17 protein-coding genes and 2 pseudogenes are annotated in these 18,919 nt (G+C 33.7%); 4 read left to right on the forward strand and 15 right to left on the reverse strand.

Features of this window, described 5'->3' with window-relative positions; translation table 11 throughout:
- Positions 1-45: 45 nt before the first annotated feature.
- The 3 genes from JFU18_RS06090 to JFU18_RS30175 all read right to left on the reverse strand — a co-directional run bounded on the left by JFU18_RS06090 (position 46) and on the right by JFU18_RS30175 (position 3,077).
- A complete protein-coding gene (locus tag JFU18_RS06090) occupies positions 46-1,065 on the reverse strand; it encodes an AI-2E family transporter (protein WP_201032991.1) in 1,020 nt (339 codons plus the stop codon).
- A gap of 159 nt (positions 1,066-1,224) precedes the next feature.
- On the reverse strand, positions 1,225-2,835 hold the full coding sequence (locus JFU18_RS06095; protein WP_201032990.1) for an amidase family protein: 1,611 nt from the start codon (positions 2,833-2,835) through the stop codon (positions 1,225-1,227).
- A 107-nt stretch (positions 2,836-2,942) separates the two neighbouring features.
- Positions 2,943-3,077: a hypothetical protein gene (locus JFU18_RS30175; protein WP_002012306.1), complete on the reverse strand. Its 135-nt coding sequence runs from the start codon at positions 3,075-3,077 to the stop codon at positions 2,943-2,945.
- A 189-nt stretch (positions 3,078-3,266) separates the two neighbouring features.
- On the opposite strand from JFU18_RS30175, the gene JFU18_RS06100 reads away from it, so the two are divergent.
- A complete protein-coding gene (locus tag JFU18_RS06100) occupies positions 3,267-3,686 on the forward strand; it encodes a GNAT family N-acetyltransferase (protein ID WP_201033635.1) in 420 nt (139 codons plus the stop codon).
- 164 nt (positions 3,687-3,850) lie between these two features.
- On the opposite strand, the gene JFU18_RS06105 is transcribed toward JFU18_RS06100, so the two are convergent.
- The 4 genes from JFU18_RS06105 to JFU18_RS06120 form a co-directional block, all read right to left on the reverse strand.
- A complete protein-coding gene (locus JFU18_RS06105) occupies positions 3,851-4,453 on the reverse strand; it encodes a nitroreductase family protein (protein ID WP_159146463.1) in 603 nt (200 codons plus the stop codon).
- Positions 4,454-4,526: 73 nt separating this feature from the next.
- Positions 4,527-5,177, reverse strand: coding sequence for a DsbA family oxidoreductase (locus tag JFU18_RS06110; RefSeq protein WP_002064866.1), 651 nt, complete (start codon positions 5,175-5,177; stop codon positions 4,527-4,529).
- 103 nt (positions 5,178-5,280) lie between these two features.
- Positions 5,281-5,712 carry an Rrf2 family transcriptional regulator gene (locus JFU18_RS06115; protein ID WP_002186124.1) on the reverse strand — a complete coding sequence of 144 codons (432 nt, stop codon included), beginning with the start codon at positions 5,710-5,712 and terminating at the stop codon, positions 5,281-5,283.
- Positions 5,713-5,831: 119 nt separating this feature from the next.
- Positions 5,832-6,701, reverse strand: coding sequence for a LysR family transcriptional regulator (locus JFU18_RS06120; RefSeq protein ID WP_002012297.1), 870 nt, complete (start codon positions 6,699-6,701; stop codon positions 5,832-5,834).
- A gap of 97 nt (positions 6,702-6,798) precedes the next feature.
- Here JFU18_RS06120 and JFU18_RS06125 point away from each other — a divergent pair, with 97 nt between their 5' ends.
- Both JFU18_RS06125 and JFU18_RS06130 read left to right on the forward strand, forming a co-directional pair.
- On the forward strand, positions 6,799-7,704 hold the full coding sequence (locus JFU18_RS06125; protein WP_137058018.1) for a DMT family transporter: 906 nt from the start codon (positions 6,799-6,801) through the stop codon (positions 7,702-7,704).
- Positions 7,705-7,889: 185 nt separating this feature from the next.
- Positions 7,890-8,666, forward strand: a complete 777-nt coding sequence (locus JFU18_RS06130) for an alpha/beta fold hydrolase (RefSeq protein ID WP_201032988.1) — start codon at positions 7,890-7,892, stop codon at positions 8,664-8,666.
- A gap of 118 nt (positions 8,667-8,784) precedes the next feature.
- Here JFU18_RS06130 and JFU18_RS06135 read toward each other — a convergent pair whose 3' ends face one another.
- The 7 genes and pseudogenes from JFU18_RS06135 to JFU18_RS06165 form a co-directional block, all read right to left on the reverse strand.
- Complete coding sequence (locus tag JFU18_RS06135) at positions 8,785-9,405, reverse strand: YcnI family copper-binding membrane protein (protein WP_002126863.1); 621 nt, start codon at positions 9,403-9,405, stop codon at positions 8,785-8,787.
- A gap of 35 nt (positions 9,406-9,440) precedes the next feature.
- A complete protein-coding gene (locus JFU18_RS06140) occupies positions 9,441-11,090 on the reverse strand; it encodes a copper resistance CopC/CopD family protein (RefSeq protein WP_201032987.1) in 1,650 nt (549 codons plus the stop codon).
- 444 nt (positions 11,091-11,534) lie between these two features.
- Positions 11,535-11,642, reverse strand: a pseudogene (locus JFU18_RS06145) (glyoxalase); the annotation flags it as partial.
- Positions 11,643-11,702: 60 nt separating this feature from the next.
- On the reverse strand, positions 11,703-12,716 hold the full coding sequence (locus JFU18_RS06150) for a CgeB family protein (protein WP_033730339.1): 1,014 nt from the start codon (positions 12,714-12,716) through the stop codon (positions 11,703-11,705).
- A gap of 308 nt (positions 12,717-13,024) precedes the next feature.
- A complete protein-coding gene (locus tag JFU18_RS06155) occupies positions 13,025-13,444 on the reverse strand; it encodes a VOC family protein (protein WP_085310475.1) in 420 nt (139 codons plus the stop codon).
- A gap of 86 nt (positions 13,445-13,530) precedes the next feature.
- Entirely contained in the window at positions 13,531-14,889 is a 1,359-nt protein-coding gene (gene brnQ / locus JFU18_RS06160; RefSeq protein ID WP_085310473.1) for a branched-chain amino acid transport system II carrier protein, read from the reverse strand.
- Between the two features lie 236 nt (positions 14,890-15,125).
- Positions 15,126-15,818, reverse strand: a complete 693-nt coding sequence (locus JFU18_RS06165; RefSeq protein WP_201033634.1) for an FMN-dependent NADH-azoreductase — start codon at positions 15,816-15,818, stop codon at positions 15,126-15,128.
- 312 nt (positions 15,819-16,130) lie between these two features.
- Here JFU18_RS06165 and JFU18_RS06170 point away from each other — a divergent pair, with 312 nt between their 5' ends.
- A complete protein-coding gene (locus tag JFU18_RS06170) occupies positions 16,131-17,096 on the forward strand; it encodes an arsenic resistance protein (RefSeq protein ID WP_085310469.1) in 966 nt (321 codons plus the stop codon).
- A 125-nt stretch (positions 17,097-17,221) separates the two neighbouring features.
- Here the strand turns inward: JFU18_RS06170 and JFU18_RS06175 are convergent.
- Positions 17,222-18,468, reverse strand: a pseudogene (locus tag JFU18_RS06175) (DUF4153 domain-containing protein).
- Positions 18,469-18,919: the final 451 nt, after the last annotated feature.

Below are 18,919 nucleotides of genomic sequence, written 5' to 3' on the forward strand. Positions count from 1 at the left end.
AAATGACCGATGTTTTCATCAAGAGAAAACATCGGTCATTTTCTATCACTTATTATCTTTAATCGGTTCATCATTATTTACATCAAGTACATCTAATAAAAAGATAAAGATTGGAATCCCAATAATAAGCCCCCATATTCCGAGGAAATGCTCTGAAAAGATAAGAATCATAAATGTATAAAAAACAGGTAAATTCGTTTTTGCAGACATAAATTTTGGATTTAATAAATAACTTTCAAGAGCGTGGATTACTGTAATGAACACTAGTATGTAAACAACATACACAACCCCGCCGACGTTATAGGCAATGATACAAAGTGGAAACAAGGAAATAATAACACCAGCAACCGGAATCAAACCGAGTAGAAAGACCATGACAGCCAATACAAGAAGCTGTGGAAATCCTAAAATGACAAGTGCAATTACAGTGAGTACACAATTTACAACCGCAATTAAAAACTGTGCTTCAATCACTTTTCCGAACGATCTTGCAAACCTTTCACCGAAATATGCAATCTCCTCATAAAAAATTTTCAGCTTACTATCTTTAAATTTCGAAGTAAATGCTATAATGCGTTCTTTTTCTAATAGGAAAAATAAGCTTAAAATAAGAGAAAGTAGTATTTGTAAACTGACTTTTCCTATGTTTGCTATCGATTGATAAATGACATCTACACCTTGTTCGATATATTTCGATACTTCCATTCCATTAATTGTCGAAAGTGCATATTTAATTATCTCGTTATCAGGTGGGTTTTGAAAAAACAATTTAAATTGATAAATTAATTGTGAAATTTGTATCGTTAGTACAGGCAAATATTTATATAGTGTAGTTACAATAAACGTCACTAACACAATATATAAACAAGCAATAACCACTTTCCTATTTACTTTCAATTTTTTTGAAATAAACTTTTGAAATCGATCCATCAAAAACGTGAGAATAAACGTAATTAATATTAAATTAATCATACTTTTTAATCCATACAATACAAGCACTAATATTATTAAAACGAGAAACCGTTGAAACCCTCTGCTTCGAAAGAAATTTTTCACTTCATTCATTAAGAATTAACCTCCCCCTTCAATGGATGGAAATTGGATATATTACATTTTATGAACTTCTATAGACAATCTTTCTTACTAATTGGAAAGAATCCTTTTTTTCTTTTTTATTGTCGGATTTTTTTATCTACTACTTTTCTAAAAACTACTTTATCAACTCTATATTTTAGGAGATCGTCTATTTTTAGACTGCTGTTCATACGCATATCCAATATTAAAAAGTTCTTTTTCACCAAACTGTTTCCCAACAAACACTACACCTACCGGCTGACCATCAGAATCATATCCTGCCGGCACTGCTAATTCTGGATAACCAGCCACAGCTGATAGAAGAACTTCATCGTTATTAATCATCACAAGAGCATCCAAACCTTTTTCTACTAAATACCTATCAAGCTCTTTTCTTGCATTTTCTTGACTCGTTTGAACTATTTTTTCAAACTCATCTTTCGTTATAGCAGATTTCTCAGAACCCTCAATTAATGTTTGTCCATACTTTATTCGTCGTTTACTATCCTTTTTATTAAACGCTATAATCTCTTCTAACGATTTTACTGGCACATTTTTTTGCCGTGAAAGATAATCGTTAACATTATGCTTGAACTCATATTCTAATGTTTGCAGATTATCTACACCCTCGCTGTTTAACTGAACATCATCAGTCAATATTGCACCTGCATCTTCAAGGTCCTTTCTAATCTTTTTCGCTACTGCTTTTCTAATTTCATCTTGTTGTTCTATAGAAAAAAGAATCCCTATCTTTTTCCCTTTTAATCCATCTATCGATAACTCCTTCGTATAATCCATTCTATCTCTATCTTTCATTTTTTCTATCATAGCATCTTTTCCATCATAACCTACCATTGAATTAAATAGCGTTGCTGCATCTTTGACCGTTCTTGCCATTGGCCCTGCTGTATCAAGTGTTTCAGCTAACGGGATAATTCCTGTTCTGCTAACCATACCTAAAGACGGACGTAACCCAACTACTGATTGTTGCGTTGCCGGTGCTACTATGGATCCCGTCGTTTCCGTCCCGATTGCAAGCGGTGCAAAATCAGCTGCAACTACTGTAGCAGATCCTGAACTCGATCCTGATGTATCAAATGTAATCGGGCCATATGGATTTAAATTTTGTCCTTTCTTCCCACTATATCCACTTGGCATTGTAAAAGATAAATAATTTGCCCATTCAGACATATTCGCTTTTCCTAAAACAAAAGCACCTTCTTCTTTCAACTTCTTCACGATCGTCGCATCTTCATCTGCAATCCAATCTTTTAATACATAAGTTCCTGCGCTTGTCGGCATCACTTTTTCCGTTTGTATATTATCTTTTACAATGAAAGGAATGCCATATAAGTTCGATTTCTTCTTTAACGCTCTCTCTTTATCTAACTTTCGTGCTACTTCCATCGCATTAGGATTAATCTCTGTAACAGCATTTAATGTCATTCCATTTTGATCATGTTCTTGTATTCTAAAAAGATAAATACTCGTTAATTCTTCATATGATAATTTCCCATCATCAACCATTTTTTGAAGCTCATCCACAGTCGCATTTACAACTTCTTTTTCTTTTATCTTTATATTATCTATGTCGATCCCTTCAAGCTGATTATGTATCGGTTTTAACACTCTGTCTTTATCATATACAATACGCTCAGGTTCCTTTGGAAAATAATTTTTATACACGTAATATCCTCCGGCACACGCCAATAGAACAATACCTCCGGCGATAGACAACGTTATCTTTACCCATTTTTTCATGTTGCTTCCTCCACTCTAAAAGTTGCTCATTTATATAAAAAAGAGAGTTACCTTTTACTTAACTCTCTCCAATCAAAATGCTAAATGAAAAAATGAAAGATTTCAATCTAATTACTTTTTTTTTGCATTTGCTTTGCTAACAATTCCTTCACCTGATTATATGTTAATCCTGAATTTTTATTTAAACGTTTCACTTCATCAACATCAGTACCTACCACTGTATATTTTTTCTCATCATTCATTTTTCTACTTCCTTTCTCACCGGATTATTTCTTATATTTCTTCCCTAAACTATTATAAATTAACACAAATACAAATAAGGAAACTACACTAAATTCAATAACTAAAAGGAGTTCTGTTGCGTAAGAGGAATAGATAAAAATATGTCGAATTTATATACTTATTGAATTTAAGGACATGGAGGATGCATTTTGAAAACATATGAGTTTAAACATAACATTCCAACATTGGAAGAGTACAAATATTTGTGTGATTCTGTTGGATGGACTAATTATATGAATTTTGAAGTAGCGGATACTTCACTGAAGCATTCTATTCACTGCATCACGGTCAAAGATAATGAAAAAATTGTGGGCATGGGGAGAATTGTTGGTGATGGATCTATCTATTTCTATATTCAAGATATAGTGGTTCATCCGGATTATCAGAAACATGGTATTGGGAAAAAAATAATGCATCTTTTGGTTGCATACTTAAATGAGAATGCCCCTGATAAGGCGTTTGTCGGTTTATTTGCATCACAAGGTAAAGAATCGTTCTATGAAAAATTTGATTTTAAAAATTACTCACCAAACATGACGGGGATGTTTACTGTCATTTCAAAAACATGATAGATTTTTAATTGTAGGGAAAACTTCGATTCATATGAAAGAAATTATTCTTGCAGTAACCTTTTCCACAATCGCATTTAAACATTACATACGAAAGGAGAGTACATATATAGCTATATATGTACTCTCCTTTCATTTATTTAACTCTGTATATATTAAATTTCTCAATAAAATTTCACTACATCTTCAGTAGGTAAGAATGTTCTTTCCCCTGGTTGTTCATTTGGCTCACCAAATGGCATTTGTCCTACTAAACTCCACTCCGCTGGAATATTCCATGTTTCTTTCACTTCAGCATCTACGATTGGATTGTAATGTTGTAATGATGCGCCAATTCCTTCAGCTGATAATAACATCCATACAGTATGTTGTAGCATTGCATTTCCTTGATGAGACCAGAATGGGAACTGATCTTTATATAATGGTGCATTTGCTTGCATTTTTTCTACTGTTGCTTGATCTTCAAAGAATAGAACTGTTCCTACACCTGCATGGAAGCCTTTTAGTCTTTCTACTGTTGCTTCAAAATTTTCTGCTGGCACGCGTGATCTAAGTGTTTCTTTTACGATATCCCAAAACTTTTCATGCTCTCCATCCATTAATACGACCATACGGCCACTTTGCATATTGAAAGAAGTTGGTGCGTGTAAAGCTGTTTTTAAAACTTCTTCAATTCTTTCTTTTGTTATTGTAGCACTTTTTGTTACTTTACGAATTGAACGACGGTTCACGATTGCTTCTTTTAAATTTGTTGTAGTTGCTGACATTTTAATTCCTCCAAATATATGTTTTATTATTTTTATTTAAACAAATAAACTTGAGCCTTTCATGCAAGACGAATTAGCAATATCCATCCGTCTTACATTGCATACCTTCAAATGAATTTGTTTTATCCTTTTCGATTTCTTTATCAATTACTCTTTCTAGCGTTTCTTTACTAGCAAGTCCTTGAATGACTTCATCTCCAATCATGACAGTTGGAACAGCCATAATATTTGCTTCATCATATGCATGCTGAATTGCTTCTTGATGTTTTTCTTTATATTTACGATTTACTAAAGCATCTTTAAATTCAGCTTCAGGAAGCCCTACTTCTACCGCTAATTTCGTTAATACATCAATATCTTCAATGTTTTGCTCTTCTTGAAAAAACGCAGTAAATACTCGGTGATGATACTCATTTCCAAGTCCACGCTCTTTCGCGAATTGGCACCCTTCAAAAGCTAAATGTGTATATGGATGCGGAGAAACGCGTGGCAGACGCATTTCAACCCCTAATTTTTTTGCAGTAGGAAGAATGAAAGAATCCCATGAGCCTAACTTATCTGGCTCGTTCCAAGGATCTATTTTAGAATATGGACTTGGACGCAATTCAAATGGCATCCATTCGATTTCTACATCTTTCTCTTTCGCTACTTCATCTAATGGGCCTTTTGCTAAAAAGCAAAACGGGCATATAAAATCTGAGTACACTTTCATTTTTACAGTCATATCTTTTACACCTTACCTTCTTTTTATTTTTAGATGTAACCAAAACAGTTACAATTTTAAGAAAAAAATATGCATTCTCTTTTAGAGACTTGCAATTATCATATTATGCTTTCATTTTTTGTTGTAAAGATTCAAATAACTGCCCCATCGTAATATTTCTCAACACTTCTTCCATCGCAGATTGCGCCTGAACTAAAATAACCTCTAAAACAGCTTGAATATTCGCCCCAATTGGACAGTCTGGATTCGGTTTTTCATGAATGTGAAATAGTTTGTCTTCTTCCACTACATTCACTGCATGATACACATCTAATAATGTGATTTCATGTAAATCCTTTAATAATCCCGCGCCACCTGGTCCGCGATTTACGTAAACAAATCCAGATTGTTTCAAGTAAGACATTATTTTACGAATGACTACCGGATTTGTATTTACACTTTCGGCCATATAGTCCGAAGTACAAACTGAAGATGGATTGTTTTTCAAAATAGATAAAATATGAACAGCTATAGAAAAGCGGCTACTAATTTTCATTGTGATTACCACCTCGATGTAATCATTATAGTTACAACGTGAATATAAGTCAATCCTTTTTACAAATTTTTTAAAGCAAATAAAAAAGTGCCCCATTACAATATATGAGACACCTCTTCTTATTCTGCAAACAAGTCTTGAAATTCTTCAATAAATAGCTGCACAGCGATTGAAGAATCCTTTAATGAAGGAACAGCTAAAGCAATCTCTCTCCATACTTGTGGTTCCAATTCTCTCGTTTGTATATTCTTTGGTAAACTCGTTAAAGATAACTCAGCCAAAATTGCGATTCCTAATCCTTCTTGAATCATATTTAAAGCTGTTGTAACTGTGGAAATTATATATTCAGCCCGAAGTGGTACGTTCGCTTGTTTAAACATATCGATAATGGGTGGTTCGTACCCACCCTTACATAATATGATTGGTTCATTCTCTAAATCACCTATTGTAATAGAATCGTTCTTACAAAGAGGATGATCCTCTCTTAAGACGACAACCATTTTCCCCTTCGTTAAGGGCACGATCTCCATATCTTTATTAGGCAAAATAACAATTCCTATATCAACAACCCTCGATACTAACCAATCTTCAACTTCTTTAATCGTGCCTTCACAAAGAACGACTTCTAAGTTCGGATACTTCTCCTTAAATAGATTTATCATTTTGGGTAAGAAATGTGCAGAAGCACTCGGAAAACTCCCAATTCGAATCGTCCCAACTTCGTGCCCTTTCTCCATCGCTACTTCTTGTTCAATCTTCTCAACGCCGTTTAAGATTTCTCTAATATGTACAAGAATTCTATTTCCAACATCCGTAACGATTAGCCCTTTTCGTTTATCGCGTATAAGAATGGTAACTCCTAACTCGGACTCAATGCTTGAAATCGCATGACTTACAGCTGGCTGTGTCATATTTAACATCCCAGCAGCCTTCGTAAAACTCCCTAATTCAACCGTTTTAATTAAAACTTGAAGTTGTGTAATGGTCATAACTAATCACTTATACTCCTTATAAAAAAGATTCATTTTATTTATCATAGTCGATATCATATCATAGTGAAATGGAATACAACAAGGAGGGATTACAGTGACACAGCTTTCTCGAACTAAGACGGCCATAATCCTTACATTTCTCGTTATTATGTGGGGAATTAATTGGCCGTTATCAAAATTCGCTCTGCATTACACACCACCCCTACTCTTTGCAGGGATTAGAACATTAATAGGAGGATTTATCTTACTTACTTTCGCATTACCGAAATACAAACAATTAAATTTAAAGGCAACTTGGCATTTATACTTTATTTCATCTTTACTCAATATTATTTTGTTTTACGGACTACAAACTGTCGGACTTCAGTATATGCCCGCCGGACTCTTCTCCGCAATCGTATTTCTCCAACCTGTCTTACTCGGCATTTTCTCATGGATTTGGCTTGAAGAATCTATGTACGGCTTGAAAATTTTCGGACTTATTCTTGGATTTATTGGTGTTGGGGTTATTAGCTCTAGTAGTTTAACTGGACATATTTCTATTATCGGTGTACTACTTGCTTTAGGGTGCGCTATCGGCTGGGCACTCGGCACAGTATTTATTAAGAAAACTGGACACCGCGTTAATGCCATTTGGATGGTAACACTTCAGCTTATTATTGGCGGACTTTGCTTAATCGGATTTGGTTCAGAATTTGAGAGCTGGTCTAACATCGCTTGGAGTATACCATTTGTAAGTGTACTACTATTCATCTCGTTCTTTGTTATTGCAATGGGATGGCTCGCTTACTTTACACTTGTAGGAGCTGGTGAGGCAAGTAAAGTTGGGGCTTATACGTTCCTTATCCCACTGATCGCTATTATTGTAAGCTCTATTTTCTTACATGAGGCCATTACAATTAGCTTATTCATCGGACTTTTATTTATTATCGTAAGCATTTGTTTTGTAAATATAAAGCCGAAAGCACTTGCTGTAAGGCAGCAAGTTGAAGTGAAATAAATAGATATGAGAAAGAGTCTACCACTTGTAGGCTCTTTCTTTTTTACCATTTTATGAGTACAGTCACTTAACATCTTAGCAAAAGGAAAATTTTTCTTTTTTATTGTATGATGATAATTAAGTAGAAAATATTATCTCTAATACATATGTATGGACTAACAATTCTAATCATAAGGGGGAATTATATGGTTTTACAGTATAAAGAATTTGGAGATTCAAGCTCTCCACTTATGGTTTTTATTCATGGGGGCGGAGTCAGTGGATGGATGTGGGACAAACAAATTAAACATTTTACTAACTTTCACTGCCTTGTTCCTGATTTACCCGAGCAAGGGAAAAATAGTAGTAAGGATCATTTTTCAATACACTTTAGTGCTGAAAAAATCATTGAATTAGTTGAAGAAAAAGGACAAGGTAAAACTGTTATAGTAATCGGTTTTTCGTTAGGTGCTCAAGTATTAATTGCAATGCTCAGTATGAAACCAAACTTAATTCAATACGCTATGATAAATAGCGCATTAGTTAAACTAATTCCTTTCGCTAAAACATTAATAAGATCCCTTGGCTTAACCTATCCACTTATAAAGAGTAAGACGTTTTCCAAAATACAAGCAAAATCAATGTACATAGATGAAACACAATTTGATAACTATTATCATGAAAGTTGTCAAATAAGTAAAAATACATTTGTGAGGATATTAGAAGAAAATATGTCGTTTACAATACCAAAAGGTTTCGAGAATGCTAGTAGCAATATATTAGTGACTGTTGGAGAAAACGAAAAAAGAATCATGAAAGACTCGATGACTGCAATCCTTGAAAGCAATCCTAATTGCACAGGTATTATCATTCCTAAAATCGGTCATAGAATCCCTTTAGCAAATCCCCAACTATTTAATACTTTAATTGAAAACTGGCTTAAGCATGATAACCTACCAGAAGAAGTAATGACAGTCAATTGAGTTCCTTATCTTAATAAACCATGTTGTATTTGTAGCTCTAATCCCCCTCGAAGCTGCTTAATCTCAAAATTTTATTAACAAAGGTCTCATTACTTTCAATGAGACCTTTCAATGTTCCCTACTTTTTACGACGTACTACAAAAACACACGTACCTACGGAAGATACAATCGCTAAAACTGATAAGACAATTGCTATTGTTTGCATATTACTTGTACCTTCATTTTTTTCCACACTAGATACTTCACCATGTTCTCCTGTTAATGATGTACCTTTTGCAATCGTAGTAAGTGAGTGGGGCTTTTCAGCTTTCTCATCGCCTGTCCATTCAACAATTTCTCCATCTTTATATTGTTGATATGCATTCCAAGCTATTTGTTGCTCTTTATCTGGATTTTTAGCAACGAAAGTAAATCGTTGGAACTGACCAGGTAAAATCCCTTCTCCTGTTGCTTCCCATATTACAGTTTTAACTTTTCCAGCTGCATCTTTTTGTTCTTCCACTTTCCACCCTGGCACTGGCTCGTACTGTTGAAACTCGACTCCAGACGGTATTTTCAGTGTGACTTTTGTTGTTGCCATATTCTTTTCAACAGGTACCTTTATTGTATAAGTCTCCCAAGAGCTAACGTCAGAAGTTGCTGGTTTCACAGTTACGTGAGCACTAACAGGTAACGAAAAAATCCCCATTGCAATTATTGTTGCGATCATTGTTGTTCCTAATTTTTTTATACGTTTCATTTTCTATAAACTCCTTTTCATTTATAACTTCTTTTTTATCTGCCACCTACAATAAATTTATAATCCGTATCGAAACTATCAAGAGATTTTGTTAATCCGTGAACTTGTATATTCCAGTTTCCTGTCATGTTAATATACATACCTTCCGCTTCATATTCTCCCGGTGACACTGCCGAAACTTTAAATGAACCTTTGCCCATATTCATATCTAAAGATTGAGTCGTCAATACAATTTGTTCCATATCAGTAACAGGCTGTCCATTCTCATCCTTCAAAGTAATATGAAATGTATTCTGTCCTACCTTATTAGGACTTACATGTAAAGTAAGTTCATATCCACTATCTAATTGTTTGCTCTCTGTAAAAGGTCCCGTAGGAGGCATCGGCGGCGTTTGTACATTTGTCATAAAAGCTACGATTACGAAAACGATAATTCCAATGATAAACTCTACTTTCACCGTAGCTCCTAACCTTTGCTGCGCTCGCATTCTCCCTTTCACATAATGAATAATTCCCAATATCCCCATACACACGAATAAAAGTATCTTTGCTAATAAGGCCAATCCATACTTCGTATCAAATAAGGAATGGATCGTGGGAATAAAAAATGTACTGTTAAAAAGACCCGTTAATAAAATCACAATGACAGCACCTGTTGCCCATGGCGAAAAACGCTTAATCGCATCCCAATACATAGTCCACTTGTCATCCTCTTTACGTAACAGAAGAACAATCGATGATAGCCCCCCCATCCATAACGAAGCTGCGAATAAATGCAGAAAGTCCATAACGACAGCAATTTCTTTAAACTTTAATCCATATGCATGACTATTGAAGGCTTTCATAACAAGTAACCCAATAAATAATACAATTGGAATGCTCCATACTTTAAACGACGAAAGCCTCTCACTCTTCACTGCAAAATATGTAACAATCATAAGCGTACTAATAAGAGCCATTTGAGTGATCCATACATAACCAAAAACAGATAGCTGTAATGTTTCTTTTAATAATAAAGGATCGAATGCTTCTAGCCATGAAACATCAGCATTTATTTTCGCTTGCAACGGTAAATTGAAAAGTAAACTAATGAATATCCCAAATAATGATATCCATATTATTTTCTTACTCCTCGACTGAACTTGACTTGCACTTCCTTTATAAAGGATAAGATTAAATAATAGAACACCGATAAATAGAGAAAAATTTGTATATAAAATTCCGCGTTCCATAATCATATCGATTTGGGGAACATAGCCCATCTCTTCTACTTTTATATCATCTGTTCCCGCTTCTGCTAATCCAATACGGAATGGAATAACTCCTTGAATCGGATGTCCATCAGCTGAAATAGCTTTCCACTGAATAGAGTAGAGACCATTTTTGAGATTCTCTTTTAACCCAGCCTCTAATATTTTTTTGTTTTTCTTATCAATATGAGCATCTTTTAAATCTACTCTTTTACCTGAGGTGTCTCTTACGAACAATGTATTAAAACTTGAAACTTGTATGTCCTCATCGAATTCAATTTTCACAACAGATGGTGCTTTCTTTAACGTTTCATTTTCAGCAGGATTTGATTTCACAACATACGCATGAGCAGATGCGCTTTTTGGTATCAATATGATAAACACGCACGCTATTAATAGCCATGCCCCTAACCTTCGTATTACTTTCACAATCATTTCACTTCTTTCTTTTTCGTCACTACACTTTCATTACTTTTTACTTCCCAAGTTTTATTTCTTAATAAAATATTAACCTGATTAAGTATAAGGATCTATTTAGTATCACTCTCTATTTATTCCTCACCTCTACACTTCTAACAAAATAGTAGCTACTTATATATATATTACTTATATTTTTAAAGTAGATTATCATTATAGCATAAAATATATTTATGTAAGTTTCTAAAGAAGAAAAGTTATCGTGAATCATTTGTGAAGAAAATGTGAAATACATAAAGTGAAACTTTAATCAGTGGGACTTTTACGGGCATTCGATCTCCCACCTAAATCCCTCGCATTCTCCGACTTTTGAAGCGGGAATCTTATTGCCAACAAATAGCGGGATAAATAAAAAAGGTATTACGTTATTACGCAACACCCTTTCTCCATAATACACTTCCTTTACTTCTCTTCCGGATAATCACAGTAATTAATGATCGTGCCCTCTGTATCCGCTAGGTTAAGATAAATTAATCTTCTACCATGCTTATTCATTCGAAGTGTATGCTCTTCCATTCAAATACCTTGTTCTTTAAATATGTTGTGTTTCAACACATTCTTTCCCTATTTTTAAATTTCATTTTCTTTTTTAGGGTTCATTTCAATTATTTTTAACAGCTGTTGTACCCTTTTATCATATGTATGTTCGATTAGCGTTCTCTTCAGCCCTTCCATCGCAATTTTCTTTCTTTGTGCCGGGTTCGATAAATATCTTTCAGCTTTCTCTATAAAATCAACCGCTGAGGTAAATGTCTCAATTTGTACCCCTGGAATATAACACTTTTCTAAATCTGAACGAATATCCGTCATTTGAAAAGAACCTGTACTAGCTATTTCGAATGTACGATTATTAATAGAACAAGCATTTACTTTTACTCTATTTCTATTAAATGTTAAATCCTCTATCGAGCGATGTATATTCATGTTGATTTTACTTTTTTTGTAATATCCTATACTGTTTTCGTAAACCAAAAATGGTAAAAGTAAAATTTTATCTTTCAATAACTCATAACTTTTTAGTCTATCCCAATTACAACCTATAATTAGAGTGTTTTTAGTCACTAAGTACTCTGCAATTGAATCAATAAATGCGAGCCGATTATCAAAAGCAGTCCCTATGAAACTAATATCAAATATGTATTCCTCTTCCCTAAGTATCGGTGTATATACAGGAGGTTCTGCTGCTAAAGGCAAATAATATACATTATCACAACCTAAATCTTTATAAAAATCAATACATCCTGTATCTTGCGTAAACACATAATCATAATCAAGCACTAAGTTTTTCGTCACATCTGTAAAGTAAGGGTCATCTGTAAGCCAGAGTGCAGTTTTAAAGTTGTATTGTTTTAAATCTTGAATTCCCTTAATTATCCCTTCTTCAAAACCATGAAATACAATAATGAGTGCCGGTTTTATCTTTAAAGCCGTTTTCACCAAGTTTTCGTATGTTACCATCGTTACATTACGAATTGCCTTTTTCAAACTATTATATATAGATTCCTCTAGCACCGGAAAATAGACAGGAACACTAGATGTAACAAATAATACATTAAAATTTTCAGCACTATTTGAAATCTCCACAGATAACCACTCTCCAATACATGAAATTCACAATTTATATTATATGTATTGCATAAAATATATAGTTGGTTATAAAGCACTCTTTTTCTTTCATATATTACTGTGCAAAATGAGGATTGCTTACCCTATAGTCGGCTCCATTTGCTCGCAAATACTAAAAAAAATCATGCCCACTCCTACAGGATAGTGGATAGCTTCTCATAATATATATTCAACATTCCGAAATACTTTCGTCGAAATATTGAAAAGTATACAAATAAAAAGGCGTTACATTAGTACGTAACACCTTTCACAAAAATACACTTCCTTTATTTCACTTCCGGATAATCACAATATTCAATAATCGTCCCTTCCGTATCCGCTGGGTTAAGATAAATTAACCTTCTACCATGTTTATTCATTCGAAGCGTATGTTCTAACGTTCGAATACCCTGTTCCTTTAATTCTTCTAAAGCTACATCTAAATCATCTACACGATATGCAACATGATGGACACCTTTCCCTTTTTGCTTTATAAATCGTGCTATTGGAGAAGTTGTGTTATTCGTCGGTGCAAGTAATTCGATTCTATCACCATCAACTTCAAGAATGGCTACTTCGCTTTCAACACCGGGTGCTTCACTTACGTATCGATCTATTAAAGTCCCTGATAAAACCTTTTCATAAAAATGTATCGTACTATCTATATCACGAACTGCGATCCCGATATGGTCAATTGTTTTTTTCATTTTATTTCCCCTACTACTTTATTTTTTCTATTCTTATCAATAGTAACAAAAAAAGTTATAGAATCAAATTCTATAACTTTTTTCATTTAACTTATTTTCTTATTTGCATCAGCTGCTGGTTGCACTCCATTTTTCGTTTTTACAACGCTAATACCATAGCCGATAAATCCACCGATAATCGCTGGGAAGATCCATCCTAATCCTACTTCCTGCATCGGAAGGAATTTAGTGAACACTTGGCTTACTACTTCAATGTTAACTCCAGCTGCACTTAATCCATCGAATAAGCTGATGATAAATGTTACGATTAAGCTCACTTGATAAACTTCAGCTCTACCTTTGAATAACGAGTGGAAGAATGTTAAGAAAATCAGCACGATTGCTAGTGGATAAATTGCTGTTAATACTGGAACAGAAACTGCGATTAATTGTGTTAATCCTACGTTTGCAACAATAGCACTAAACACACATAACGTAATTGCAATTACCTTGTAAGGAACATTTGGGAATAGCTTATGGAAAAATGAAGAACACGCTGATACAAGTCCCACACTTGTTGTTAAACAAGCAACTGTAATCATTAACCCTAATAATACCCCGCCATATGATCCGAAATAGTAGTTAGAAACTTTTGCTAATACTTCTCCGCCGTTTTCTAAATGTCCAAGCTTCGCAACGCTTGAAGCTCCCATATAAGAAAGAGCTGTATAAATAATTGCTAAAATAGATGCAGCGATCAGTGTTGCTTTTGCACAAACAACCATAATTTGTGTTTTCGTTTTCGCACCTTTTTCTTTAATTGCATTAATAATGATGATCCCAAATACGAACGATGCAAGCGTGTCCATTGTTAAGTATCCTTCTTGGAATCCTTTGAAAAATGCATGTGATGTATATCCTTCAACTGGTGCTTGCATTTCTCCAATCGGATGAATAAAAGCAACGATTACTAAAATACCGATGAATGTTAATTTAATTGGCGTTAAAATTTTTCCAACAATATCGACAATTTTCGCAGGATTTAGCGAAAAAAAACAAGTAATACTAAAGAATATAATTGTAAAAAGAATTAACGGTGTAGAACCTAATCCCTCTGGCATAAACGGCTTAAGACCAATTTCATAAGAAACATTTCCCGTTCTTGGTATTGCAAATAACGGACCGATTGCTAAGTATAAAACTGTTGTAAATACAATCCCAAACACTGGGTGAGCACGACTTGCTAATGACTGTAAATCATCTTTACCTGAAAAACCAAATGCTAATACACCTAGTAATGGTAAACCTACTCCTGTTACTAAAAATCCAGCGTTAGCAATCCATACATTCTCTCCTGCCGATTGACCAAGCATCGCTGGGAATATTAAATTTCCTGCTCCAAAAAATAGTGCAAATAACATTAATCCGATAACTACTATGAACGAAAACGGTACTTTATTCGCCATAATATAACCCCCATTCAAATTTCCTTATCTTATTTCCAATTTTAACTAATTGAATTTTCTGAATATTTAATTTAAGTATCAACTATTCTTGAACTCATTATAGTTTGATATATAATATTTTGCAATACTATTTTCAAACTTTTCATTTATTTTATGAATATACATTTTTTAACATGGAAACCAGACTAAAAAACCAACATGGTCATCCATGTTGGTTTTACATTTACTATCATTAATTAAAATTTCGCCGCTACTTTCTTAACGTTCTCTAAACCTTCTTCAACAATTTGCTGTGAGCGATCTGGATATTGATTGTGTCCTTCAATTACAACTGTCTCTGGATTTGCAATTCCCCAGAACCCAAGTACGTTTGTAACGTAATTAACAGCCATTTCCATAGGAGCCATTTGTTCAGAAGAGTAATCTGAACCACGAGCACCTAAAACAACTACTTTCTTATCACCAACTAAACCTTCTGGACCGTTCGCTGTATATTTAAACGTTTTTCCCGCTTGAGAAAGATATGAAATATACGTGATTAATGGTGCTGGTACTGTAAAGTTCCATAATGGGAATGCAAATACTACTTTTTCAGCTTCTAAAAACTGGTTTAAGTACTTATCCACTGTAGCAACTGCCTTCTCTTCTTCAGCTGTTATCTCCATTCCTTGACTACGTTTATATCCACCTGAAATAGCGATATTTCCGTAATACGGAAGATCTAATGCGAATAAATCTAACTCCGTAATTTCTGTATTCGGATTTGCTTCCTTATAAGCACTTACAAATGTTTCATACATTTTTGAACTAATTGCTTGCTCCGTTGGACGATCGTTTGCTTTTACAAATAATACTTTTGACATTGTTTTATTCCCCTCTACTTTTGTATTTTCTTCTTTTTTACCAAATAACGAGCTAAATAATCCCATTTTCTTCACCTAAACTTTCTTATCATATTCATTATTCATCATCATAAAAATTCTTATTCTAATAAAAAGTTCCAATAGATACCTTAACCTAAGTAACTCAAAACTTTTTGTTATTTAATTACCTTATGTAAGTGATTGTAATATATCCACTTACTTTAGTCAAGTAACTTTTAAAAAATAAAAAAATCTTGAATTAAAAACATTTAACATAGATATTTCCTCAGTCAAAATGATTAATTCAAAAACACATAAGGGAAATACCTTGTATAATACAACTAGAGAGGGATATTCATCTATAGAGAGGATTAGTTAATGAGTACTTTAGAAAAGATTCAAACCTTTATCATTCTTGCAGCTGTTATATTCGGGGTTATATTAGGACAATTTAATATGATACATATGTATTCGGAAAAATTTATTGTTCCCTTCTTATTTTTCATGCTTTATGGATTATTCCTCAGCATCCCATTAAAGGAAATAAAAAATGGATTCCGCAACTTAAAATTCGCTGGAACAAGCCTAGGTATTAACTTTATATGGACACCTTTTCTTGCTTGGGGATTAGGCGCGTTATTTCTTTCAGATCACCCAGCACTTTGGGTCGGCTTTATTATGTTAATGGTTACTCCGTGTACAGATTGGTACTTAATCTTTACTGAAATAGCGAAAGGAAATGTAGCACTTTCTACTGCAATTTTACCTGTAAATTTAATATTGCAAGTACTACTCCTTCCCATTTATTTATTTTTATTTGCTGGTGTCATGAAGACTGTAGCGGTTTCTGTTTTAGTGGAAAGCATTGTTATCGTAATCGTCTTACCATTTGTACTTGCACACGCTACAAAATTCATTATGCATAAAATGAAAAAAGTTGAAACACTGGAGAATAAACTCATTCCATTTTTCAGCTCTGCTCAAATTGTATTTTTAAGTTTAGCAATAGTAGCGATGTTTGCCTCACAAGGTAAGTACTTATTACAAAATATGAATGTTGTTTTATTGTTACTTATACCAGTATTACTGTTCTTCATAATTAACTTTATACTAGGACAGTTTGTAGGACGTATGATGCATTTATCTTATGAAGACACTGTAAGCCTAAGCTTAACAACATTAGCGAGAAACTCGCCTGTTGCACTCGCAATTGCTGTAACAGCTTTTCCAGACGAGCCTCTTATCGCACTTGCGTTAGTCATTGGACCTTTAATAGAACTACCAGTACTAGCTTGTGTGTCACAGGTGTTGTTGCTTATTAAGAAAAAACAGCAATACACATAATAAAAAACGTCCTACTTTGGGACGTTTTTTATTTTCGAGAAATTATAGAAGTAACGATAATTATCCGCTCTAAGGATTTTATACATTATAGAAAATTAACTTGTCGTTAGATTAACAAAGCCTTTCTATTTAAACATTATAGGAAAAGTAAATATAACGAAAGCTGCCCAAAGTCCGTAGATTGGCAAATACTTCGTAACGGCATCTTGGATAGCTGTCGGTCCTGATTTGTTTTGTAGAAAACGCATATAGGAGAACATAATCCAAATGAGATTTGCCCAAATCAGTATGTTTACGCCTAAAACAGCAAGTCTATTAGGTGTAATCCCGTAAGAAGAAAGTCTGAATACGATAGCTGATAAAGCCACAGTGTCAATAATAAGCGCAAGAACAATTAAGGCAAAATTGATATAATCTGAAATGTTCTTTCTCTCGTCTGAATCACTCTCAACAATGGAAAATATGGTAACAGCCAATACACCAAGGAGTATTCCGTTGAAGGCCATTAGGAAATTGCGGTCCAAGAACGGATTTTTCCCGACCCATATAACCGTTATAAGATAAATCAACAATGTGATCAGTACGAGAGGACTAAAAATTTTAGATATGTATGGTGTAATATTCTTAGCAAGTTTAAGATTCATTGATGCCAAGTATGCAGCCACAATAGCGAGAGCGGCAGCACCAAATAAAATAACATTACTAAAATAGAAGTCTTCTATATTCAAGTCAACAAACCTAAATAACTGCATGGTTAATGCCGCTAGTATCATTCCGCTCACTGCCATGCTCGCGTAGAGAAGACAATATTCTAAATTAAATTTAATATACGCTAATCTTGTACTGCCTTTTGAATATTCATTTCCTGTAAACGCAAGTCCCAATAAGACCCATAACAATATAGGAAGATGTAAATACGCAAGGATACTGCTGTCTTTATAATTTAATGGCAACATATTAAGATACAACCCGGCAATTAAGAACAACGCTGCAAGAAAATAAATAATACTTTTTTCGGAGTATTATTGTAAATAAAATAAGCAGCAATAAAGGGAATTACACCAAAAGCCAAGTTAATTGGAGCAATTGCTTCCTGCTCGACAAAGTGGAAAATGATTCTAGTGCTTAGCCCAGCTAGAATAGCTAACATGCCCATGAATAAGAATCCTTTTTGAAACAGCGATATTTTTTCTTTATTTGCCGTCTCCTTGAAATTCAATCTTTCATACCAAGCAGCTAGAAGCTGAGAATCAGGGTTTTCATCCCATGCTTGTGAGAATGACTTTTTAAAAGCATTCGGGTCTTTTCTATACATTCTCTCCAACTCATGAGGGTTATCCATATTTTCAATAATCAAATTGTTAATGTCCATAGTTATACCTCCTCTAATTTTAAAAATAACGTTGTTACCTTTTCAATAAAAAGCATCAAACTTATTTATTCTGTTTTTGATTTTAATATAAATTTTATCGTTTTACAATAAAATTTTATTATTTTGAGCGATATTTTTATTGCGTGTTTTTTATACAAAAGAAATAACACAGATAATATCACCGTCGTATTTAATACTACCTTTTCAAATATTTTTTATCGTTTGTGTAGCTTTAAAATAAAGTTTGATTAAAAAATACCTTTCAATCCCTATTTAATAACAAATAGAAAAACTCCATTTTGAAAAAAGATTAATCAAAATGGAGTTTCTTTTATAACTAGGAGGCAACTAGATACGATTTTTTCATAAAAAAGTTTGATCCAAAACAGCTTGCAAACCAATATGTTACTGTAATTAAAAAAGCATCCATTTAGAAAAAAGTTGATTAAAA

It is taken from the genome of Bacillus sp. TH22, assembly GCF_016651015.1.
In the GTDB taxonomy this organism is placed as follows: domain Bacteria; phylum Bacillota; class Bacilli; order Bacillales; family Bacillaceae_G; genus Bacillus_A; species Bacillus_A mycoides.